We start from the raw sequence: 22,075 nt of genomic DNA, 5'->3' as shown, positions 1-22,075 counted from the left end.
TATGCGTTTATTTAAAAAGATCATATCGAAGTTAATGAGACCCTTTTTAAGGGAAGTAATTGAAAAACAATACCAACTGATCGAAAAAATAGAGAATTTTCATATATCACTTGGTGAGTTACAATCGCGACTGAATGTAAACTCTGAAAATCGAACATTTTCGAATAGCGGATTTAAGGTTTTTTCACAATGGGATGAGGATGGTTTAATAGACCACATCATTAATAGGATTCCTGAAATACCTAAATCTTTTATCGAGTTTGGGGTGGAGAATTATTCTGAATCAAATACACGTTATTTGATGATGAGTCGACATTGGGAGGGAATGGTAATTGATGGCTCAAAATCAAATATTGAATACATCAGACAACAAAATTACTTCTGGCAAAATTCGTTGCGAGCAGTGAACGCTTTTATAACAAAAGATAATATCAATTCCTTAATTAAGGATCAAGGGTTTTCGGGAAATATTGGGATATTAAGTGTAGATATCGATGGAAACGACTATTGGGTATGGAAACAAATCGAATCTGTGTCGCCAGTTTTAGTGATTACCGAAATTAACAATTCGTTTGGTGCTGAAAAGAAAATTTCGATCCCTTATGATTCTGGATTCCAAAGGTTTAATGCACATTACTCTGGATTATACTATGGAGCCTCATTGCCAGCTTTTATCGATTTGGCAAATCAAAAGGGTTATAAATTCATTGGATGTAATAACATTTGCAATAATGCATTTTTTATTAGGAATGATTTTGCAGAAAGATTTAGCGAACGATCTGCATCGGAAGTCTATTTGCCAAATCCTGCCAGAGAATCCAGGAATGAAAAGCGGGAGCTTACATATGTTACGGGGATTTCTAATCAAATTAAAATTATTTCAGATTTACCTGTCTTTAATTTCGAAACAAATTCTATTGAGAAAATAGGTTCGGTATTAAAAAACTAGTCTCCCTTTTTGGGAAAAGGAATTTTATCATTTACGCTATTTGTTTAAAATTGCCGAGAATAAATTTAAAAACTTAAAAATGCTGAAATTTGAATTTCAAAATCGATTAAAAATTACGATACTGCCCTCAGTAATTCCGAAAAACTGGGGTGAACTTTTTTTTAGGCTATGGTTAACGTTTGCGTTCGCCATTATTGCAATTCTTTTTACGGGCTTACACAACCAATTAAATTTTAATTTTATTGGTCACGAAAAATTTCTATTACATGATTATGGAAAACCCTTTGTGTCTAGAGCACTAACAAGTTGGGTTGGCCAATTTATTAAATCTAAAACAGATTATACTGCCGAAGAAATTGTTTATTTTTTAGAGTTTATCGGATATTTTTTTGTATTCGTTTTTTATTATCGATATTCGAAGTTATACGGAACAAAGGAATTTGCCCTTATCTCTACTTTGTTTTTTATTCTCTTGATACCATGGTTTTCTTATTTGCCTAGATATATGCCATTGTATTTTTTATACGATACATATTCTATTTTGTTCTGTGTTTTGCTGTTATATTCGATTCAGACACAGTCTTATTCTGTGTTCTGTATTTTAATTTTTCTTGCTACTTTAAATAGAGAAACGTCTTTAATCTTTATTTTTTGTTACTTTTTAGTTCATTGGAAATTTACCGAAAAGAAAAGTTTATTTCCCAAAGTTTTCTTTTTAATGTTTATCTGGAGTGGAACAAAATTATTTCTACATTATCTATTTATGGATAAAGTTGGTTTGGTGTATCAGGATCAATATGTATCTAATATAAGTTTTTTTACCTCAGCAATGTACGAAATTCAAAACCCGAGTTTTTTTGAAGCGTATTATCGAGTTGCTTTTTTGTTTTTTCCTTTATTCCTTATATTTCCATTATTTTTTAAAAGTAATCTTGCTAAATTACCGTTCCGGTTGCGGAGGATGTTACCCGTAGGTTGGTTGGTATTATTGATTTATTTATATACTGCAAATATATATGAATATCGTATCTTCACTGAATTTTTACCTTTATACTCTTTGCCACTAGCATTAATCATTAGAAAACGATTAGAGTTCGCTGCTTGAACTAATGACCATAAATCTGATTAATTATTTCATAATTTTAGTTATAACGACCTTTATTTTTAACGTTAAGTTTTTTAGGAAACAGTAGTATGTCACCAAAATTATCTATCATCACAATTGTATTAAATAATAAACAATTTTTTGAATACACGCTGAAGAGCGTTCGAGAACAAAGTTTTAAAGAGTTTGAATATATCGTTATTGATGGCGGTTCAACAGATGGCACACTGGAACTCATAAAAAAGAACAGGTCTGGGATTAATTACTGGGTAAGTGAGCCTGATCGTGGGATTTACGATGCCATGAACAAAGGGTTAAAGGTAGCAAAGGGCGAGTGGATTATTTATTTGAATGCAGGGGATCGATTTGCTGATCGTAATGTTTTGACTTCGTTTTTTAAATTGAAAAATTTGGGAGAGGTAGATTTTGTTTTCGGGAACTGGTATACATGTAATTTGTTAAAAGATCCTAATTCGCTTTTTCCGGGTTTTGCAAATTATGAAAAGGGTGCAATTCTACACCAATCAGTGATCTATAAAAGGAAATTACATAATTTATATGGTAACTATCTCATCACACCTAAACTGATCATTTCAGATTATGTTTTTTTCTTGACCATACCCAAAACGAAAGTTTTCCATTTTGACCAACCCATCTCTATTAATGATAATACTGGTGTATCAACGGCGCCATGGTCGTATAAACAAAAATTGGCGATTGATTTTGTTTTTGGAAGAATCACTGCACTTCAACTGGCTTTTTTATTATTAAAATTTCATATTCCAAGGTTTGATCGCTACTTAATAAATTATTTCAAAAGGAATATCTCCTGGTTTAAAAAATAGACTACAATCAAATAAGATTGTAGTTGAAAGTTTCATTAGTCCGTCTCTCACTTTTCGTGATGGTTAGGTGCTTCAATTAGCAGAAATTAAACCGTATATATTGAACTTGGTGTTTGTATTGGTAATGAAACAAGTTGACATATACTTATCCGGGAAAGTTTGTAAAATTTCCCACAAAGTTGTGTTAATTTATGAGATTATTTGAATTATTTTATAGATTCATCGTAGAAATTTTGTTAGTTTCTATATTTTTTTTCTTACTTATCTTTTTTCAGTATAAGGGCGGAGATTTGGGGATATTTGAGTTAGCCAATTGGCGGTATGTTCATTTAAGTGACGCTAGTGAGAATATTAAGAATGCTTTTTTCTAGCAAAGGGTGGAAAATTAAACGAGCATGTGACAAGCAATCACATACCCGGTCTGTATCTTTATCTTTCTTTGTTTTTTCTTTTTTCTTTTTTACCAAGGATACTTCTTCTTAATTCATTAGGTAACGGAATTTTCATAATTGTACTTTCTAGTTTTATAACAATTTTTACCATAGTTAGGTTATCATTTTTTTCAGTATCTTTGATGTTGAGTGATAGGCAGGTCAGCCTTTTTTTAAAGTTTGTTTTTGTTTGGTTTTTTTACATTTATTGACGAGTTTTGATTATTTTCGGTTTTTGTCAGAAACATATCTCCCTTTTTTACAACTAACTTATTTGAGTTTATTTGGTTATTATTAGGTAACCGCAAAGAACGTTTTGGTTATTTGGTTGCTGCACAAAGGATCAAGGGATTGTCATTATATTTAGCTATTTGGAATACAATTAAACCTAAATCTAAGATTAAAGATAAATCAAAAATGATTAAAACATTATTTCAAAAGTTGGTCTCCAGAAATAGTCCCAGATCTAGCATATAATTGTTATGGTTTAGAATATTTCTGTTTTGAAGGTGATGGGCTTTGGACTTCTACTGACTAAGAGCTCGTAAACTTATCAAAAAAAAGAAGTGGTTAAACTTAGATTAACTAAACTTCAAGACATTAAAGAAGGTTTTGTTGTTCGCCAGAAAAAGGCTTACCCCGTTTATGATGATGTTTACCAAAATCATATCAATGTATTAAAAGCTGAGATACAAGGTAAATTTACAAATCTCCATCTGGTTGGAAGGAATGGAATGCATAAATACAACAACCAGGATCATACAATGATGACAACTATGTTAACAGTGGAAAACATAGCTACTGATCGAATTGTTTACGATGTTTGGAATGTAAATCAAGATGCAGAATACCATGAAAGCGGCGAAATTGGAAAAGAGAATATTGAAGAAAGATTAATCCCGTTTAAAGTCTAAAGCTTTCTTTTTTATTTGGAAATTAACTCAATATTGTCTAAATGATAATATTGATTAGTTTTTTCCAAAAGGTTTTCTAAATCATTCGTCAGACCGTTGGCAATCAGTGTTTTTGCTAGATCTCTTTTTATAAAAGGAAAACCATGATCTTTGACTATTGTGTCCCAATGCACATGCGTTGGATTTATATAAAAGCTACTGTCGATATTTTGGTCTAATTTTTGATATTCAATCAGGGATCCTACTTTAAACCCATTCTGAATCCAATATTTGGTTCCTCCGATTTCATACTCTAGGATCAGGAGTTTTTTGAAACGAGTTGGATAAAAACTAAGTTCCTTCCAGAATTTTTTAAATGATGCTGAGTGTATCACTTTGTTTTGAAATACTAGAAAATAACTCATAATGTGGTGTTCAAATTCATAGGAATCTGTGAGCCCCCAAACATCGTAATCGGATTTCTTAAATTTCTCGAAGATCGGTTTCAGCGAATGGAGAGGTCCATAAATACTGTCATTTGTAATTACAATTTGTTTGTAATCCTCCCAATCTTCCGTTTCCCATAAACCTGTTTTCCATGAACCGAAATCGTAACCAATGTTTTCGCGCCAAATATAGTGTTTTAAATAGGGTCTAATTAACTCTATCTCCTTTTCAGAAGAAACAGGGGAGGTATCCACTAAAACAATGTCGGAACCGAGGTCGGAAAGATTTTTTAGATAGTGTCTTAGATTTTTAGTGACCTCGCCTTTTAGATTAAATGTGGAAAACAATACCAAACGGTCGTGTTGTTTTTTGCGATAGTTTTGATTGTTGAGTATTTTCGGTTTTTGGTTTAGAAAAAGAAATTTGAATAATTTAAGCTTATGTATTCGGAATAAAACTTTTAATATGAATTCTTTAATGAGAATTTTATTGTTTTTTTTCTCTATCTTTATCATGGGATATTCAATCCTTTCATTGGATCTATTTAAATGAATCCTACTAACCAAACTCATGTAAAGTGTTTTGTATAAATTAAGAAAAATAAATTGAAAAGGGGATGCTGAACTTATTATTGTTCTATTAGAACTTTTATGGACTATTCAAAATATTCAGTCATTGTTGTTGGGTCGGGTTTTTTTGGTTCGGTTATTGCGGAGAGAGTTGCTTCTGAATTAAAGAAAGAAGTTCTTGTAATTGAAAAACGAAATCATATCGGCGGGAATTGTTATTCGGAAGTAGATCCGGAAACAGGGATTGAGTTCCATACTTATGGGACTCATATCTTTCATACTTCTAATGTAAAGGTTTGGGAATATATCCAAAAGTTTACTGAGTTTAATAATTATTATCACCAAGTTCTAACGACTTTTAAAAACAAAGTCTACCAAATGCCGATCAATTTGGAGACAATCAATCAATACTATGGTTTGAATCTAAAACCCTTTGAGGTAGAACCCTTCTTGGAGAAAGAAAAGGCCAAGGATCGTATTGATCATCCTCCACGCAACTTTGAGGAAAAGGCAATCTCCTTAATTGGACGTCCTTTATACGAGGCCTTTATCAAGGGTTATACCAAAAAACAATGGAATAAAGATCCAAAGGAATTACCTGAGTTTATTTTAAATAGATTGCCTATTCGTAAAAACTATAACGAGAGTTACTATTATAGTCGCTGGCAAGGAATTCCCAAAGATGGTTATGGGAAAATTTTTGAACGAATGCTTTCTAATCCGCTCATCACAACTGTGTTGAATACTAATTTTTTTGATATCAAGGATCAAATTCCGAAAGATACAATTTTGATTTATAGTGGTCCAATTGACCAATATTTTGATTACAAGTTTGGTAAACTAGAATACCGAACCCTTCGGTTTGAAAAAGAATCCCATCCTTATGATGACTTTCAGGGAACATCCGTTATGAATTATGCGGAGGAGACCGTTCCCTTTACTAGAATCCATGAGCCAAGACATCTCCATCCAGAAAGAACTTATGGAAATACAACTCTTACCATTAAAGAATTTTCTTCATTGGATGATGGATCAAATCCATATTATCCGATCAATGATAAGAGAAACACTGATTTGGTAAAGGTATATCGCAAAGAAGCGGATGCATTAGAAAATGTTTATATCAGTGGAAGGTTGGGTGATTACAAATACTTTGATATGCATGAAACCATTGATGCCGCATTGACACTTTTTGAAAACGGTATCCGTGAAAAACTAAAATAATCCGATTTTTCTTAAACTAAATTTGATTATTTCATAAAACATCACAAGTCTGCCTCTGATGATTTGGAAGATGTTCCGTTTGGTTCCGCCGAGTCCCCTTAGGGTAAAGGTGTTTTGGTGCCTACGGTAGTAGATATATGGAGTTTCAATCAAGATCACTTTTCCAGTTAACTCGGCTACGAGTCCGAGCCATAAGTCTTGTCCAATCTCTTTGGTTTTCGGAAAGGGAAGGGCGTCTTCTAGAATCTTTCGACGGAAAGCCATACAAGATCCGTAATAAGAACTTTTGATTACGTTTTTGAGAATGCCTTTTTTAGAGCCAAATATCTTAAAAAAAGAAGGCGCAGTAGTATTCAAATTTTCATCAGTCACGATAGAATCATGTAAAACCAAATCGTAGGATTCTAAGATTGTATTAATCGTATTTACTTTATTATCTAACCACACGTCGTCTTGGTCAGAAAGATAAATATAATCTCCAGTAGATTTTTTTAGAGCATTTTGAAAATTTTGAATCGGATCTCTAAAGGTTTGGTATAAAAAAAGTTGGATTCTTTGATCTTTGGCTGCGTAACTTTTTAATATTTTGACCGTATCGTCTGTTGAGGAATCGTCGGATATGACGACCTCATCATTTTCTGATAGTTGTTTGAGGATTGAGTTTAATTGTTCGGCAATGTATTTCTCACCGTTATATGTAGCCATACATACTGAAATTTTTGGTTTCATAGATGTTACTTCCAGTGTATTTCAGTTTCCTTATCTGAATACAAAATAAACTAAAAGTAAAGGTTCATAATGCTCTTTATTTCTTCTATTGACAACCCTTTCTAAGGAAAAGACCTTGTTCCCAGAGTTTGACAAGGACATACCATTCATTTAAAAATATATGAAAACGAAAGAATTTTCCATTTCGGGACCTGTTCTTATTTTTCCGACGGTTCATGGAGACGATAGGGGCTTTTTTTTGGAATCTTTTAAGGCATCAGAATATGCTTCTTTAGGAATTCCGAGTCTCTTCAGTCAAGATAACCATTCTAAATCCAATAAAAATGTATTGAGAGGTCTTCATTACCAAGCACCTCCAATGGATCAGGGTAAGTTGGTTCGGGTGGTCAAAGGATCTGTTTTGGATGTGGCCGTTGATATAAGGAAAAATTCAAAAACTTATGGGCAACACGTATCAGTCATTTTGACAGAAAAAAAACATGAGATTTTTTGGGTTCCTTCTGGATTTGCTCATGGGTTTCTCGTTTTGGAAGACAATACTGAATTTTTATATAAAGTTACGAATGAATATTCTAAGGAGTCTGAGGGGGGAATTTTATTTAATGATCCTGCTCTTGGAATCGATTGGGGTATAAGCACAGAAGCGTGCATTTTGTCCGCTAAGGATAAGATTCTTCCTTTCTTAAAAGACTTTGTCAGTCCGTTTTGATTAATTCATTTTTTATTAGAAATTACATAAATTTCAATTCTCCATTATTTTCGAAATTCCAAGTTAAAGGATATAGATAGTTTTAAACATGAAACAAAGAAAAATTTTGGTCACCGGTGGTGCAGGTTTTATTGGTTCAAATTTTGTTCATACGATTTTAGAATCTTCTGAAGATGTCTCTATCACCGTTGTCGATAAGTTAACGTATGCGGGAAATTTAAAGAATTTAGAAAAATGGAAAAATGATCCCCGATTTAATTTTATCAAGTTAGACATCACTGATAAAACAGAGGTATTTGCAAAGTTACAAAATGTTGCTATAACAGAAATCGCCCATTTTGCAGCTGAATCGCATGTTGACAGATCCATTCTCGGGCCAGAAGAATTTATCAAAACAAATGTCATGGGTAGTTTTTATATGTTAGAGTTTGCTAGAACTCTTCATGCAAAAAAAGAGCTAAAGGTATTTCTTCATGTTTCCACGGATGAAGTTTTTGGTTCCTTAAGTGCAGATGGAGCATTTACTGAAACGACACCTTACTCGCCAAATTCACCTTATTCGGCTTCAAAGGCCGGATCCGATCATTTGGTGCGGGCATACTTTCATACTTATGGATTACCTGTCATCACCACTAACTGTTCTAATAATTATGGACCTTTTCATTTCCCGGAAAAATTAATCCCGCTTATGATTCTAAATTGTCTACAAGGCAAACCACTTCCTGTTTATGGAACCGGAGAAAATATTCGAGATTGGTTGTTTGTGAAAGACCATTGTCTTGCTATTGATTTGGTTATGAGAGAGGGCAAATTTGGTGAAACTTATAATATTGGAACACGGAATGAAAAAAATAATTTGGAAATTGTTCATAGAATTTGTGAACTAATGGACAAAAAAAATCCAAACGGGGCTCCTCATAAAAAGTTAGTTCAATTTGTTAAAGACCGTCCTGGTCATGATTTTCGTTATGCTATTGATCCCGCAAAAATTGAAACGGAATTGGGTTGGAAACCGAAATACCAATTTGATGAAGCCATTGAACAAACAGTGGATTGGTTTTTAGAAAACAAACCTTGGTGGGAAGAAATTCTATCTGGCGATTATAACAAATATTATGAATTTCAATATAAGGAATTGAATTCAAAATGAAGGGAATCATTTTAGCAGGCGGCTCAGGAACTCGACTTTACCCAGTAACAAAGGTCGTCAGCAAACAATTACTGCCGATTTACGATAAACCTATGATTTATTATCCATTAAGTACCCTTATGTTAGCGGGAATTAAGGAAATTTTAATCATTTCGACTCCAGAATCAACACCTCTTTTTAAAGAAATGTTAGGTGATGGTTCTCAGTGGGGTATTTCGCTTACATTCGAAATACAACCTTCCCCTGATGGATTAGCGCAAGCCTTTCTGATTGGAGAAAAATTTCTGAATGGGGGAGAACCTGCGGCTCTCATCCTTGGAGATAATATCTTTTTTGGACATGGAATGGAAGAACAATTGAATGCTGCTGTTAATAAAAAAAATGGCGCTACAGTTTTTGCTTATCATGTCAATGATCCAGAAAGATATGGTGTCGTTGAATTTGATAACGAACGACGTGCCGTTTCCATTGAAGAAAAACCATTAAAACCTAAAAGTAATTATGCGGTTACTGGTCTGTATTTTTATGATTCTAAAGTTGTTGAATATGCAAAACAGGTAAAACCTTCAAAAAGAGGCGAACTTGAAATTACAGATCTAAATAAGATTTATTTGGAAAAGGGAATTTTAGATGTTCAGCTTATGGGAAGAGGGTATGCGTGGCTCGATACAGGAACCCATGAGTCACTTTTGGAGGCTTCTACATTTGTAGAAACTGTGGAAAGGCGCCAGGGTTTAAAGATTGCTTGCCCTGAAGAAATTGCCTATCGCAAAGGTTATATTTCCAAATCGGAATTAGAGAAATTGGCCGAACCATTAAAGAAAAATGGATATGGTCAATATTTGATTCGAATTTTAAATGAAACAATCTACTGATTGGTTAAGAAATTAGTTTAGCTAAATATGAAAAAAATTCTTGTTACTGGATCCAATGGGCAATTGGGATCTGAACTTCGTTTGTTGTCTGAGAAAGAAAAGAACTTTAATTTCGAATTTGTGGATCGTTCTGTCTTGGACTTATCCTCTGAGAATAGTGTTAAAGACTTTTTTTCTAAATCTAAAGATTATTTTGCAATCATCAATGCAGCAGCATATACAGCGGTTGATTTAGCAGAGAAAGATGAAAAAAACGCGGAATTAGTGAATTTAAATGGTGCCAAATCATTAGCTGCTCATGCTAAATCTCTAGGAGCAAAGTTCATTCATATATCAACGGATTTTGTTTTTGATGGGAACCATAATCGCCCCTACAAGGAAACAGATTCCAAAAATCCCATTTCTGTTTATGGCAAAACAAAGTCTGATGGAGAAGATCAGGTTTTAGAAGAAAATCCAGATTCTATCATCATTCGGACTTCCTGGGTCTATTCAAAGTTTGGAAAAAATTTTTTTAATACAATTGCGAAGTTAGCAAAAGAAAGAGAAAACCTTCGAGTCATTGATGACCAAATTGGTACCCCTACTTGGGCAGGTGATTTAGCTCGTGTTTGTTTTTTAGCTACCAAGACAAAACACTCTGGGATCTATCATTTTTCTAACGAAGGTGTGGCAAGTTGGTTTGACTTTGCCAATGAGATCGTCGAAACCTTGGGTTATTCTTGTAAGGTGATTCCCATTGCCACTGAAGATTATCCTACAGATGCAAAACGTCCTTCTTATAGTGTTTTAAGTAAAAAGAAATTTCGAGAAAATTTTGATTTTCAGAATGTACACTGGAAACAGAGACTACTAGAGTTAGTGAAAGAAGTTAAGCAGTAGAAAATTGGGATTATGTTTGCTCTCTGACCTAATTGTTTGTTAATTTATCCTTATATTTCATTTTCGATTTTGTTTAATTTGTCTTTAAAATTTACCAGTTCCTTTAAAATGTAGTCAATTTTATGCCTAAAGTATCTGTCATTATGCCCGCTTACAATGCGGTTTCTTATCTTGAGGAATCTGTTCATTCACTCACCAACCAAAATTTTAAAGATTGGGAGCTTCTTCTTGTGGATGATTGTTCCAAGGATGAGACTGCAATCTTGGCAAAAAAAATAGCTGCTTCGGACTCTAGAATTCAATTTATTCCCAAAGAAAATAACTCGGGTTCTGCTGACACTCGTAATACAGGAATCAAATTGGCTAACGGTGAGTTCATTGCCTTTTTGGATGCTGATGATTTATGGGAACCAAATTTTTTGGAGACGATGATTCCCTTTATGGAAAAAAATCATTCTCCTTTTTCTTTTGCCTCTTACCGAATTGTGGATGAAAACGGTTCTGAATTTTGTGAACCATTTCTCGTAAAATCAAAAGAGTATTCATATCGTGATCTACTGCATTACAATCGGGTCGGGTTACTCACAGCGATTTACCATGTTCCTAGTGTAGGAAAGAAGTTCTTTGACCCAGGTTTAAAAAGTTTGAGAGACGACTATGCACTTTGGCTTGATATTTTAAGAGACGGAAAAAAAGCTTACGCCAATTCTGAGATTTTGGCTCGTTATCGTGTTCGAAGAGGGGCTGCTACATCTAACAAGAAAAAAGTGATGTTAGCACACTTCCGAATGTTAAAAAATCGTGAAAAAATATCTACTTTTTATGCTTTCATTTTAACATTGGTTCATGGGTTTTTAGGCCTTCGCAAGTATAGAAATAAGTAACCAAAGTTTGATTCTGTAGATTCGTTTTTACCGCTTGACTTTCACTTATCATTGTAATTTCTAGATAGTAACTATGGTCGCTAGACGTAATCAGTTAAGTTCAGAGAAATCAATTAAGACTTCTTTAATCATCCCAATTTATAATGAATCCTCACATTTGGAGGAGTTTTTAGCCAAGGTTGATTCCCTTGAGTTGTCCACTAAAAAGGAGCTAGTTTTTATCGACGATGCTTCTCGTGATAACTCTTTAGAAATTCTAAAAACATTCCGCTTCCGATCGGAACATAAAATCTTGATTCAGGAAAAAAATCAGGGGAAGGGTGCCGCTCTCCATAGAGGGATCGCGGAAGCAACGGGAAATATCATTATCGTTCAGGATGCTGATTTTGAATACGACATGGACGAAATTCCTATGTTAATTGAACCCCTTGCGAAGGGAAAAGCGGACGTTGTGTTCGGTTCTCGCTTTAAAAAGGATGGTCGTCAGGTTCACCGTACTTTCCACTACCTGATCAATCGAATCCTTACCATCCTTTCTAATTTTTTGAGCGGTCTTTATTTAACCGATATGGAAACTTGTTACAAGGCCTTCAAAGCGGAAATTGTTCAAAACATCAATTTGGAATCAAAAAGATTTGGATTTGAACCTGAGATTACTGCAAAGCTCGCTCGTCTTAAAATCCGCGTTCAAGAATTTCCTATTTCTTATTATCCAAGAAATTATTTAGAAGGCAAAAAAATTACTTGGAAAGATGGAGTTGCGGCACTTCGCCATATACTTTACTTCAATCTTATCGTATCAAAGAAAAATTTCTTTCATAAGTCGATGCCCGACAAATACATTCCAAAAACTGCCAATTGGCTTTAAGATGCAGAGATTACCTTTTCTCCTTTTTGACTTTTTATTCTTTATAGGTTTTTTAAGTCTTTTTTTTGGAGAAACGAACCAAAAGTTTTTTAGAAACGATGCGATAGGTTTAGGCGTTTTTCTTTTCCTTATCTATTTCTTTTGGAATTTACGGAAAAGAAAATATTCCTTTCGTTCTTTCTTTCACCTACTATTTGTTATCTTGTTATCAAACTTTGTTTTTTTTAAATTAGCAGAGTATGATCCCATTCAATTATTGCCAGAAAAATTAACAATTAAACTAACCATGTTTTTTTGGGCTGTTGTTCTGCTCTATTATCATGCAAAATCTTCAGAAAAAGAATTTCTAACTTTCGGTAGTATATTAGCAGTCCTACCTTGTTTTGTTACTTCCAATTTTATGAGTTATCCAGTGGTTCCCATTGGATTTGCACTTGCCCTGGTGATCCGATACCAGGATTCCATTAGTGAAAATTTCACTTGGCTTCTGCTTTTATCGACCGCCGCTTTTATTTATTGGATCATCAAGGACTGGTATGATGACTTTGCGTTAATCAGAATTTTGTTACTTTTCGAAGTGATGATTTTTGTTTCTTTTGCTCGAACTTGGAAAGAGTCGATGAAACAAATCATCGTTGATGGTCTTCTGTTGGTATTTTTGATTAACGCTATTATTTTGGCTGTGAAGATGTTTTTGGAGCCGAATTTTAGAATTAGTAACTATCGTGAAGACTTATTCCTAATTCCGGTGAGCCTAATAGGATCAAATTCCTTTTTAGTCTTGGGTCTTGCTGTTTATTCCATCAGATCCGAAAATCGTTTTAAAAATTTATTCTACTTTGCAGTTTTAATCTTTGCCTCTCTTTTGCTAATGATTTCCGTTTCAAGGATTTCTATTTTGTCAGTGGGTTTACTTGCTTTTATTATCATCTGGAGCCAAAGATCAAGTTCAGTAAGAAAGTTTCTATCCATACTTGCTGTTCCAGTGATTGTGTTTTATCTAATATTTTTGCTCTATTCCGAAAAAACTTTATTTGATCTAGGAACCATTGGAATCCGATTTTCTATATGGAGACTTCATTTCTTTTCAACAATTGCGAACGCACCTTTGTTTGGCCTTGGATTTAATCCTGAGAAAATCATTCCATTTTTAGATATTAGATATTTGTCTTTAGCTGATTTCCGTTTTGTACAAGACTATATCATTCATTTTCATACCTTCCCTTTGGCTCATAATTTGTATTTTCAGATATTAAGTTCTGTAGGCATTGTTGGACTTTTATTCTTTTTTTATTTTCTTTTCATCTATTTGTATCGTTTCGTGAAAGGTTATTCTGAGTATTCTGCTAAAGATAGGCTTTTGTTCTTTATACTGATTGTCTGGTTAGTTCATGAATTTATGGACTTCAGCAGTTTAGAAGTGGCAAATGTCTTTTTCTGGGGGATGGTGCTTGTTGGTGTCACTAGAATCAATAAAAATGAAAATCGTCAAACGAAACCAATCAAACCTATATTTTCTAAAACTTTTTTAGTTTTTTCTTTTTTACTACTTATCTCATTCTCTTTACGTTTCGGGTTTGTAGAACAATCAATTTTCAAATACCACAAAGACGTACAACTTTCTACTTTTTATGAATTTCAACCCAAGAACAATAGTTTGGTAAAAAAGATTGAGAACAAGAATGTAAGTCTTTTAAAAAATTGGAAAATTCAATTTCTAGGTGCAAGATATTTTTTTCTTGAACTTGCTTTAGCAAAAGACACTGAGTTGGAACCCAGTTTACTCGTGCAATGTTTTCAGACCATGCCTCGTCAGGAACTCTGTGCGGCAAACCTAATGACCTATGTTTTAAAACAAAAGAATATGGATAACGCAATGACTCTGAGTCGTTATCTACTATCAGCAAAAGATCCATTTGGAATCTATACTCGGGACTTTTTATGAAAAAAAAGAAATCAGTCACATTTGTAATTCCTTGTTTAAACGAGGAAAAAACTCTTCCTTTTGTTTTGGAAAAACTTGTTACCATTCGGAAAGATTATAACAGTCTGTATGAAATAGAAATTTTGGTTTCAGACAACGGTAGTACGGACAAATCAGTTTCGATTGCAAAAAAGTTTGGAGCTCGCGTTGTTTCTGCCAAGGAAAAAGGTTATGGTTCTGCTCTTGATACCGGAATACGAAATGCAAAAGGTGAGATTATTGTTTTTGCCGATGCAGATGATACTTACGATTTTTTAGAATCGCCAGCTCTTATCAAAAAGTTAATTGAGACTGATTCCGATATGGTGATTGGATCTCGTTTGGATGGAACGATCCACAAAGGAGCAATGCCTTTTTTGCACCGGTATTTAGGGACTCCAGTTATTAATTGGATCATCAATTTGCTTTATGCCAAAAAAACAAAAATTCGGGATTCAAATTCTGGTTTTCGTTGTTTTAAAAAAGAAAGTTACCTGCGATGGAATGTAAAAAGTAAAGGGATGGAATTTGCTTCTGAACTTTTAATCAAAGCTTTGATTCATGATTCTCTTATGTATCACGTTCCTGTCTCGTTATATCCAGATAAGGTGGGCAGGATTCCTCATTTACGCACTTGGCGTGATGGTATGAGACACTTACTCCGAATTTTGTTTTATGGTTCGCATTTATTTGAACGAACGGGAATTGTTATTTTTGTTCTGGCCTGGTCTCAGCTTCTAATATCGGTTTTTGTAGGGAAAGTGATCTCTGTATTTGGAGTCAATTTCTACGGATTACATTCTATGTTATTGTTTTCTTTTCTTTCTGTTCTTGGTCTTACACTTTGGGGGACAGGGCTACTCATCGCAACAAAACAAGCCAAAGTAAGTTCGATATATCAGTTTATTTTATCAATGGAAGAAGACAGACTTTTCTTTGTACTCCTGAGTGGTTTGGGCATCATTGCTTTAGCGATTGTATGGATTTTCATTCAGTGGCAAAAATCGGGCTTCGTTTTTATTAATTTTGAACGTGAATTCATTGTAGCGACTAACTTAAGTTTAACTTTGCTGATCTTTGGGTTACAAGCCGTTACAGCACATATCATTAAACGAGACTAAAATGGGTTTTCCCAAAAGATTTTGTATTTATTTTCTTATTATCCTGATTCCATTTTTTTATCGATGGAAATGGAACGATCATTCTGTTTTTATCTCTAGCGATCCTGAAATCAAATACTACCAAGTATTAAATAGTCTAGCAGGTGGTTCCGCAGAGGAGTGTTATTTCCCTGCAAAGGAACTAGGATTTGAAGTATCAATGATTCCATTCGGATATCCTTGGGCTTTCTTTCTAAAAAATGGGAATTGTGTTTTTCAATATCCAGTTTTGTTTACTTGGATTCAGAAGTTAATTTTACTCGTTGTCTCAATTAAATGGATCACTTATATTCCGATACTTTTCTTTTTGTTAAATTTTTTTCTGTTGGATCGAATCTTAAATCAATATGAGAAAAGGGGGAATTTCGTTCTTCTTTCTGTTCTATTCATTCAATGTTTAACACCAATATTTCTTTCTTCGTTGGATTATTCTGAACTCACGTTAACGAATTTTTTCCTTTTAGCAGCCATTCTTTCTTTTCTTGAATTTCAGGATAAAAGTGAATTTCGATATGGTTTGCTTTTGGCTGTTGCCATTGTTTTTAATTTTCAACTGCGTCCAGAGTCATCCATTGCCCTCATTTTATTTTTAGGAATTTCTTTTTTAATATCTGAGAACAAAGTCAGTTTATTTAAAAGATTAATTCCTTATATTTTATTATGTATGGGATTACAAATATTGTTCTTTCTCTGGAACCACGATGTATATGGACATTTCCTTGGTATGAGAGGTTTGAACACCGTCACAGATATGGAGTCGGGAAATTTACAGAGGGATCTCGGTCGGGAATGGATTGCCGATCTCTGGGGTAATGAGTTTAAGATCGGAATTTTTAAAGGTTATCCAATCTTAATTTTGGCAACTCTTTCGTTATGGTGGGAAAGGAAATCACCAATATTTCCATTTCTTATTTCTGGAACCATATTCATTCTTTTGTTGCCTATTATTTCTCCTTACCGCGCGGGTGTTGATATTTTTGGGATGCGATATTTTGAAAGTGGTGTTTATCTTTTAATGGTCGGAACTTTTCTCTCTTTTGGGAAAAGGCAGTTTAAAATCCCTGTTTATCTTCTTTTTTTGCCTTTGGTATATTTTTCATATAAGTCGGATACAAGGGCGATCAAACAATGGTCGTCTTCGGCAAAATTATACCATCAAGTAATGGAGCAGATTGATAATCTCAAACCAGATCTAATCGTTCAACGTGGTCTTTCCATCTCTTATTTAGTCGGTTATAGTTACGTTAAATACCCTCAGCTTGCGGTATATTCCAATGAAGATTGGTTGAAAGTAGAGAATCAGTTACAGAACAAAGATAATCGAATTCTGTACTTAGAGTGGGAAGGAAATCAATTGGTAAATGCCGAATTTCCTACTGCGATTTGGAAGGAAAAGTTTGATATCAATTTTAAGTTAAAACCTGTGAAATATAAAATTCAATCTGAATTTACCTTGGCACATTTCAAAGGGTTTCTTTTAGAAAAGAAGTAATGAAGACCCTTATGTATTGGTTAAACAAAGTTCAGCAAGTATTCATCAGTGGAAATTTTCTTCTTTTATTATTGGTTATATTTATTGGTAATTTGGTTTATAAAAGGGTTGTTTGGGATAGTGGAACCAGTCCCTTAATACAATCTGATTCTCAGATCAAACTTTATCAAACTATTGAATACAAAGATAGAGGGATTCATTCCCATCAATGTTTTGCAAAGTATCAGGATTTTGATGAAAACTATAGATTTTATCCTTTCCGATATCCATGGACAGTTTTTACAACAGATGACTTCGGTATCAAACATTGTGTTTTTCAGTATCCAAGTTTTTTTGCTCAAACATTTTCTTTGTTGCCGATACCATATCGCTTTTTTAATGGAATCATCCTTATTTTATATATAATCTTATGTTTTTTTGTTGTACTCAGTGTTCGATCTCTTTTCGAAATTAAGGAAACAAACTATTTAGCTTTAACAGGGCTTTTGTTTCTGGTAGGGTATGGCATTTCGAGTGCCATTGAATTTTCTGAAAGTATCCCTGCGCAATTACTGCTATTAGCCTTTTTCTTTGTGGTGTTTCGACTAGAAAACAATCAGAAAGTGTCTTTACCATTTCAGTTACTATTTGGATTTTGCGGTGGTATCTCGATATTTCTCCGTTCCGAATCACTAATGTTTATTGGGATTCTTGGTTTAATTGTTCTTTATCGTAACCGAAATCAGTTTTTTGTTTCGTTAGTTAAGTATATGCCGTTAATAGCCGGATTTATTTTGGCTTTCGGATTGTTTGGGTACTATAATTTTACCGAGTTTCAAGCAGTTTTAGGCGTTAGAAGTAAAGTTAGTTTTACCGATTTTTCAAGATTGGATTTAAATCATCGATTTCATTTAATCCAAGAGTTCTTTTTCGGAAATACAGACCGAATTGGGTTTTTATTCTACTGTTTTCCTATTTTGATTTTGATAGTTTATTCATGTTTTAAATTGAAATTATCGCAGCTTCAGAAATTGATTATCACAGTAACTCTAATATCATTTGTAACGGTTGTTATACTTAGCCCGTATTCTTCGGGTGGTTTGTATTTAGGTTTACGATTTACCGAATTCTCGTATTTACTATTTTCTATATTTGTTATCTCCTTACTTTCTACTGTATTTGATCAAAAAGAACGACAAATGGTTATTCTTTTAATCCTTCTGCAAATTGGGTTGGGTTTCTATCATGTAAGAAGAAATTTTAAAACGATAGACTTTGTAAAAAAATACCATGAAATTTTTCAGGCAAAATTAAATGAACAACCTGACTCACCAGTTGTTCATTTAAGTGTATTTGATTTATTATTGATTTCTGATTCTTTTTTAAAAAAGCCTCATTGGATTGCAAACCAACAAACTGAGTTTAATATTTTAGAAACAAAATTTATGAAATCTGGAGTAAAAAAGTTCCAGGTTTTCTTTTATAATTTTAGACCACCTAAAGATGATAATGTGACAGAAGAATTCTACGATCAATGGATCGATACTAAGTATGAAATAAGTTCAAATTATTACCAAAAGGTTTCAGATGAGGAAATTGCCGGTTTTAGATTGATGCTTTGGACAAAAAAGTAAAATTATCTGAGTTTACCTGTAGTAGAGGTCACAACCTTTTAAGGGTGTAGTTTTGTTTTTAAAACTTTCTTTTACAAAAACTTGAAGCGGTAGAATGAAATCTTGATTAAGTGATTCGTCTTTGTCTGCCGTTTCTAAAGCAGTATCATTACACCACTGAATGTAATTCACGTTTTTTACTTCGGAAATAACCTTAGAAATATCAACCGCAAAGTTTTTGGAAAATAGCGGATCAATATAGTTCACAGGTTGTACATATTCTGTTGGACTGAGTTGGTTCAAAAAGATATAAGTGGCGTGTACTCCGCTGGCTACAAATACAGTTCCTTCTCCCAATTTTTTTATCTGATCAGCAATGATTCTACTATGATCGGGAATGTGTGAAAGATCTTTTTTCCACCGGGTGCTAATCGAGTTCCAAGAGTAAAAAACCAAAATCAAAGCAAAAAGCGATAGCTGCCATGATACTTTTCTTGCAGGTGTTGCTAGAATTGCCAGTGGTGGTATTAGTGCCAAGAAATAGTGTTGGAAATAATAACCCGTATAACTTGCTCCAAGAAGAGCTGTGAGTGTTAACGCAACGAGAGCGATTTTATAGGAAGAGAATTTTCGATCAGAAAGTAAGGTAAGAAAACCAAGGAAAAGTAGGGGCCAAAAAAGCCGGAGTAAAACTCCAAACGGAAATCCAATAGTTTCATTTGGTTGGTGTTTGGAGGATACGGTTAGAAGAGCATCAAAAAATTCTTGGGTATGACCCAGGAAATAATAAACTAAAACACTTGTACCAATAGGAATGATGAAGGTGCTCATTTCTAAACAGACTTGGAAAAGGGAAGTGGATTTGGATCTTTTCCAAAGTGCATACATTCCTAGGAACACAACATCGAAAAAAATTATATATTTGATTAGAAAGGCAAAACCTAAAAAGAAAAAGGAAATGGCTTTTGAATTTTGTCGAAAGAATAAGGAAATGCCAAGCCATTCGTAAAATAAAAAGTAAATTTCGGAATTGGCAGACAAACCGGAAGATAATCTAGAAAAAAAATACAATACCAAGGTTCCACAGAATAACCTTTGGATCCAAGTTTGATTTTTCACAAAAGTGGAAACTATCATCGCTAGACCGAGGAGATGGAGAAAAGAAGTCCACCGTAAGACCTCCGTATCGTAAGGTAAAACTAACAGGGAAATGGCGTGGATCAGATAAATACCTATAGGTTTGATATCCCAAAGATCTAAATAAGGAACTTTTCCGAGCAGTATTCCTTTGCCAATGATAAAGTAGGTAATTTCGTCCCAATCTAAAACAGAAACAGTAAAAGTAAAATGCCTAAATGCATATCCTAGAAGCCCAAGGAAAATCCCTAAACTAAGAACCTGTGGTATTTTTAGTTCCCGATTCTCAAAAAAATTTGTTACAAAGACAAAATAAGATCGGAGTAATTTTACAATTTCAGATTTCACTTATAATCCTATGAATAGATATTTTTGAATCTTATCATAAGTCTACTGAATTTCGAATCTTTGTATTTTTCTTTTTCATAATTTAAAAAAGATTCTTACGTATCTTTCCCTCGGCTGGCTATCGAACTATATCGTAGTTTTATTTAAAATCATCGTTGAGAGCAGTTTGTGTTGTTGACGTTGGGGTGAAAGGGTAAGTTTTCGAAATCCATCGATCTTTTGAAATTACTTTCATAATAACAATTGTTCCAGAGTGAAACCATTTCTTTTTCGTTTGCACCAAAATATTGGACATAAAAGGAAAAAATAAGAAAAACTAAAGTCACAATTTGATAAGGGCGATTCCTCCAAATGGTCAATGGAACCATAGAAAAAATTAACATGGAATAGAGATTAATATCTGTTAAAAATCTAGCACCATAGGAATGGCCTCCTTCCCAATATATATATTTAGCATAAAACAAAAGAAATAACACTTCGGGTAAAAGAAGGGAAAGGAACAAAACTTTATTCGTAACTTTGAAAAAGTGGAAAAACGGCAAAAGTAAATATGGAGAAAAAAAATAATATCCGAATCCTGGACTAAAGGTCAGACCAACAAGCCCTTCCAAAAAAGGTTTAGAGAATAAATCAGAGTGTCCAACATAAGAATAGGCGATCTTGTGCAATGAATATCCACCCAAAAAATGTTGGTAGTAGGCATCATTCAACAAACAGAAAAACAAAAGTGTGACCGAAAAAGAAATCAACGCCGAGAGCAAAGACCATTTAAATTTTTTGAATTTTGTGATTAGCACTGTCAGGGGAAAGGTTAATAGAAAAATTGAACTCGGTCGGGAATAAATTAATACTGCTGCAGAAAAACCAATAAGCAAAAATCGAAGATGGTGATTGTTTTCAATAAAAACCAAATATAGAATAAAACCAAGTATAAATTCAATGATTGTATGTTGCCATAGGCCTTGTGACGAATTTGAAAAATGGGATGTACATAAAGAATAAATCAATACATACGAAAAGGATATGGCTTTTGAATTTGAAAATGGCTTTAGGCAAAGAACCAAATAAAGCAGAAATGATGTTACAGTGGCCAGGAGAGCGGCACTAAAATTTTCCAATCGGTAAATTGCTTGTAAAACAAAATAGACCGAATTAAGGTTTTCGTAATTTATTTCCGGAACTACTGGATAGAAAAGTGAAAAGGTTTTATAAATCAAAAAGTTAAAAAAACCAGGAGTCCAGGGATAGGTCGGTAAAATTTCCATGTTTCCTGGGACTAAGTAATAAGGTAAAACTAAAAAGCCATCCTGTCTTGGATGTGGAAGGTTTTTCATTTGCCCTTGGAGTGAAGCTAAATCGTTTTGACTGAGGAGTGTGGTAGAACCCTGATTTAATAACATACTAAAGTTAAAATTTGTGGAAGGATCTAACCAAAGTGGGAAAAACCGAGAAGGGATCAAATCCGATGAAGGGACAGGGTTCGTAAAGGATAGATAAAAAAGAAAAAGGGAAACAAATTTCAGTAAGGTGTTCCCTTTTTTTGTAAATGTATAAAAAATTAACAAACCCAAGGTGGTAAATCGGGCTAATTTGGGAGAGATAAAAAAGCTCCCCGTATACAAATAAAAAATGGAAATTAACATTAAAAAGAGGACTGCGGGTACGTATAAGAATGGTCTTTTTTTTGCGAAGGAAAACGAATTAGGCATAGAAAATTTTTCCCAGTTTTGTATTGAATCATCCTTTTTGCTATCTTTTTTAAACAGGTGTTAGATTTTTTCAGAACTTATCTGGAACAAAAAATACCCAACTTAAATTTTTAA

19 protein-coding genes are annotated in these 22,075 nt (G+C 33.7%); 15 read left to right on the top strand and 4 right to left on the bottom strand.

Annotated elements, in window-relative coordinates; translation table 11 throughout:
- Position 1 precedes the first annotated feature (1 nt).
- From EHQ24_RS17925 to EHQ24_RS17910, 4 genes are all read left to right on the top strand, one after another.
- On the top strand, positions 2–949 hold the full coding sequence (locus EHQ24_RS17925; RefSeq protein ID WP_135602960.1) for a hypothetical protein: 948 nt from the start codon (positions 2–4) through the stop codon (positions 947–949).
- Positions 950–1,235: 286 nt separating this feature from the next.
- Entirely contained in the window at positions 1,236–2,054 is an 819-nt protein-coding gene (locus EHQ24_RS17920) for a hypothetical protein (RefSeq protein WP_135602959.1), read from the top strand.
- Positions 2,055–2,143: 89 nt separating this feature from the next.
- On the top strand, positions 2,144–2,899 hold the full coding sequence (locus EHQ24_RS17915; RefSeq protein WP_135602958.1) for a glycosyltransferase family 2 protein: 756 nt from the start codon (positions 2,144–2,146) through the stop codon (positions 2,897–2,899).
- 997 nt (positions 2,900–3,896) lie between these two features.
- Positions 3,897–4,244, top strand: coding sequence for a hypothetical protein (locus tag EHQ24_RS17910; RefSeq protein WP_135602957.1), 348 nt, complete (start codon positions 3,897–3,899; stop codon positions 4,242–4,244).
- Positions 4,245–4,255: 11 nt separating this feature from the next.
- Here EHQ24_RS17910 and EHQ24_RS17905 read toward each other — a convergent pair whose 3' ends face one another.
- The gene (locus EHQ24_RS17905) at positions 4,256–5,185 is read right to left on the bottom strand and encodes a rhamnan synthesis F family protein (RefSeq protein WP_167483098.1); all 930 of its coding nucleotides are present in this window, start codon (positions 5,183–5,185) and stop codon (positions 4,256–4,258) included.
- 135 nt (positions 5,186–5,320) lie between these two features.
- Between EHQ24_RS17905 and glf the strand changes: the two genes are divergently transcribed.
- Positions 5,321–6,463 carry a UDP-galactopyranose mutase gene (gene glf, locus EHQ24_RS17900; RefSeq protein ID WP_135602955.1) on the top strand — a complete coding sequence of 381 codons (1,143 nt, stop codon included), beginning with the start codon at positions 5,321–5,323 and terminating at the stop codon, positions 6,461–6,463.
- Here glf and EHQ24_RS17895 read toward each other — a convergent pair.
- Entirely contained in the window at positions 6,455–7,192 is a 738-nt protein-coding gene (locus EHQ24_RS17895; protein WP_135602954.1) for a glycosyltransferase family 2 protein, read from the bottom strand. The two genes, glf and EHQ24_RS17895, sit on opposite strands and share 9 nt — an antisense overlap.
- A gap of 160 nt (positions 7,193–7,352) precedes the next feature.
- Between EHQ24_RS17895 and rfbC the strand changes: the two genes are divergently transcribed.
- From rfbC to EHQ24_RS17845, 10 genes are all read left to right on the top strand, one after another.
- Positions 7,353–7,901 (top strand): dTDP-4-dehydrorhamnose 3,5-epimerase, encoded by a 549-nt coding sequence (gene rfbC, locus EHQ24_RS17890; protein ID WP_135602953.1) that lies wholly within the window; start codon positions 7,353–7,355, stop codon positions 7,899–7,901.
- Between the two features lie 88 nt (positions 7,902–7,989).
- Positions 7,990–9,051 (top strand): dTDP-glucose 4,6-dehydratase, encoded by a 1,062-nt coding sequence (rfbB, locus tag EHQ24_RS17885; RefSeq protein WP_135602952.1) that lies wholly within the window; start codon positions 7,990–7,992, stop codon positions 9,049–9,051.
- A complete protein-coding gene (gene rfbA / locus EHQ24_RS17880) occupies positions 9,048–9,926 on the top strand; it encodes a glucose-1-phosphate thymidylyltransferase RfbA (RefSeq protein ID WP_135602951.1) in 879 nt (292 codons plus the stop codon). The genes rfbB and rfbA overlap by 4 nt, the downstream gene beginning before the upstream one ends.
- Positions 9,927–9,953: 27 nt before the next feature.
- Positions 9,954–10,808, top strand: coding sequence for a dTDP-4-dehydrorhamnose reductase (gene rfbD, locus EHQ24_RS17875; protein ID WP_135602950.1), 855 nt, complete (start codon positions 9,954–9,956; stop codon positions 10,806–10,808).
- A 122-nt stretch (positions 10,809–10,930) separates the two neighbouring features.
- Positions 10,931–11,692 (top strand): glycosyltransferase family 2 protein, encoded by a 762-nt coding sequence (locus tag EHQ24_RS17870; protein ID WP_135602949.1) that lies wholly within the window; start codon positions 10,931–10,933, stop codon positions 11,690–11,692.
- A gap of 112 nt (positions 11,693–11,804) precedes the next feature.
- Positions 11,805–12,560 (top strand): glycosyltransferase family 2 protein, encoded by a 756-nt coding sequence (locus EHQ24_RS17865; RefSeq protein ID WP_208725857.1) that lies wholly within the window; start codon positions 11,805–11,807, stop codon positions 12,558–12,560.
- 202 nt (positions 12,561–12,762) lie between these two features.
- Positions 12,763–14,505 carry an O-antigen ligase family protein gene (locus tag EHQ24_RS17860; protein WP_167483097.1) on the top strand — a complete coding sequence of 581 codons (1,743 nt, stop codon included), beginning with the start codon at positions 12,763–12,765 and terminating at the stop codon, positions 14,503–14,505.
- Positions 14,502–15,644, top strand: coding sequence for a glycosyltransferase family 2 protein (locus tag EHQ24_RS17855; protein WP_135602946.1), 1,143 nt, complete (start codon positions 14,502–14,504; stop codon positions 15,642–15,644). The genes EHQ24_RS17860 and EHQ24_RS17855 overlap by 4 nt, the downstream gene beginning before the upstream one ends.
- 1 nt (position 15,645) lies before the next feature.
- Entirely contained in the window at positions 15,646–17,175 is a 1,530-nt protein-coding gene (locus tag EHQ24_RS17850) for an LA_3751/LA_3752 family putative glycosyltransferase (protein ID WP_135602945.1), read from the top strand.
- 11 nt (positions 17,176–17,186) lie between these two features.
- A complete protein-coding gene (locus EHQ24_RS17845; protein ID WP_244310501.1) occupies positions 17,187–18,788 on the top strand; it encodes an LA_3751/LA_3752 family putative glycosyltransferase in 1,602 nt (533 codons plus the stop codon).
- Positions 18,789–18,800: 12 nt separating this feature from the next.
- Here the strand turns inward: EHQ24_RS17845 and EHQ24_RS17840 are convergent, their stop codons facing one another.
- The gene (locus EHQ24_RS17840; RefSeq protein ID WP_135602943.1) at positions 18,801–20,252 is read right to left on the bottom strand and encodes a hypothetical protein; all 1,452 of its coding nucleotides are present in this window, start codon (positions 20,250–20,252) and stop codon (positions 18,801–18,803) included.
- 149 nt (positions 20,253–20,401) lie between these two features.
- On the bottom strand, positions 20,402–21,961 hold the full coding sequence (locus EHQ24_RS17835) for a hypothetical protein (protein WP_135602942.1): 1,560 nt from the start codon (positions 21,959–21,961) through the stop codon (positions 20,402–20,404).
- Between the last annotated feature and the right edge of the window lie 114 nt (positions 21,962–22,075).

The sequence above is a fragment of the Leptospira noumeaensis genome (assembly GCF_004770765.1).
Classification (GTDB): domain Bacteria; phylum Spirochaetota; class Leptospiria; order Leptospirales; family Leptospiraceae; genus Leptospira_A; species Leptospira_A noumeaensis.
The sequence above is the reverse complement of the archived record's forward strand: the minus strand, read 5'-3'. Positions and strand labels throughout refer to the sequence as shown.

Bases quoted from the DNA above. Each gene is read 5' to 3' on its own strand.
- EHQ24_RS17925 (WP_135602960.1), top strand. From the start codon at position 2: ATGCGTTTATTTAAAAAGATCATATCGAAGTTAATGAGACCCTTTTTA.
- EHQ24_RS17915 (WP_135602958.1), top strand. From the start codon at position 2,144: ATGTCACCAAAATTATCTATCATCACAATTGTATTAAATAATAAACAA.
- EHQ24_RS17905 (WP_167483098.1), bottom strand. From the start codon at position 5,185: ATGATAAAGATAGAGAAAAAAAACAATAAAATTCTCATTAAAGAATTC.
- glf (WP_135602955.1), top strand. From the start codon at position 5,321: ATGGACTATTCAAAATATTCAGTCATTGTTGTTGGGTCGGGTTTTTTT.
- EHQ24_RS17895 (WP_135602954.1), bottom strand. From the start codon at position 7,192: ATGAAACCAAAAATTTCAGTATGTATGGCTACATATAACGGTGAGAAA.
- rfbC (WP_135602953.1), top strand. From the start codon at position 7,353: ATGAAAACGAAAGAATTTTCCATTTCGGGACCTGTTCTTATTTTTCCG.
- rfbB (WP_135602952.1), top strand. From the start codon at position 7,990: ATGAAACAAAGAAAAATTTTGGTCACCGGTGGTGCAGGTTTTATTGGT.
- rfbA (WP_135602951.1), top strand. From the start codon at position 9,048: ATGAAGGGAATCATTTTAGCAGGCGGCTCAGGAACTCGACTTTACCCA.
- rfbD (WP_135602950.1), top strand. From the start codon at position 9,954: ATGAAAAAAATTCTTGTTACTGGATCCAATGGGCAATTGGGATCTGAA.
- EHQ24_RS17870 (WP_135602949.1), top strand. From the start codon at position 10,931: ATGCCTAAAGTATCTGTCATTATGCCCGCTTACAATGCGGTTTCTTAT.
- EHQ24_RS17855 (WP_135602946.1), top strand. From the start codon at position 14,502: ATGAAAAAAAAGAAATCAGTCACATTTGTAATTCCTTGTTTAAACGAG.
- EHQ24_RS17850 (WP_135602945.1), top strand. From the start codon at position 15,646: ATGGGTTTTCCCAAAAGATTTTGTATTTATTTTCTTATTATCCTGATT.
- EHQ24_RS17845 (WP_244310501.1), top strand. From the start codon at position 17,187: ATGTATTGGTTAAACAAAGTTCAGCAAGTATTCATCAGTGGAAATTTT.
- EHQ24_RS17835 (WP_135602942.1), bottom strand. From the start codon at position 21,961: ATGCCTAATTCGTTTTCCTTCGCAAAAAAAAGACCATTCTTATACGTA.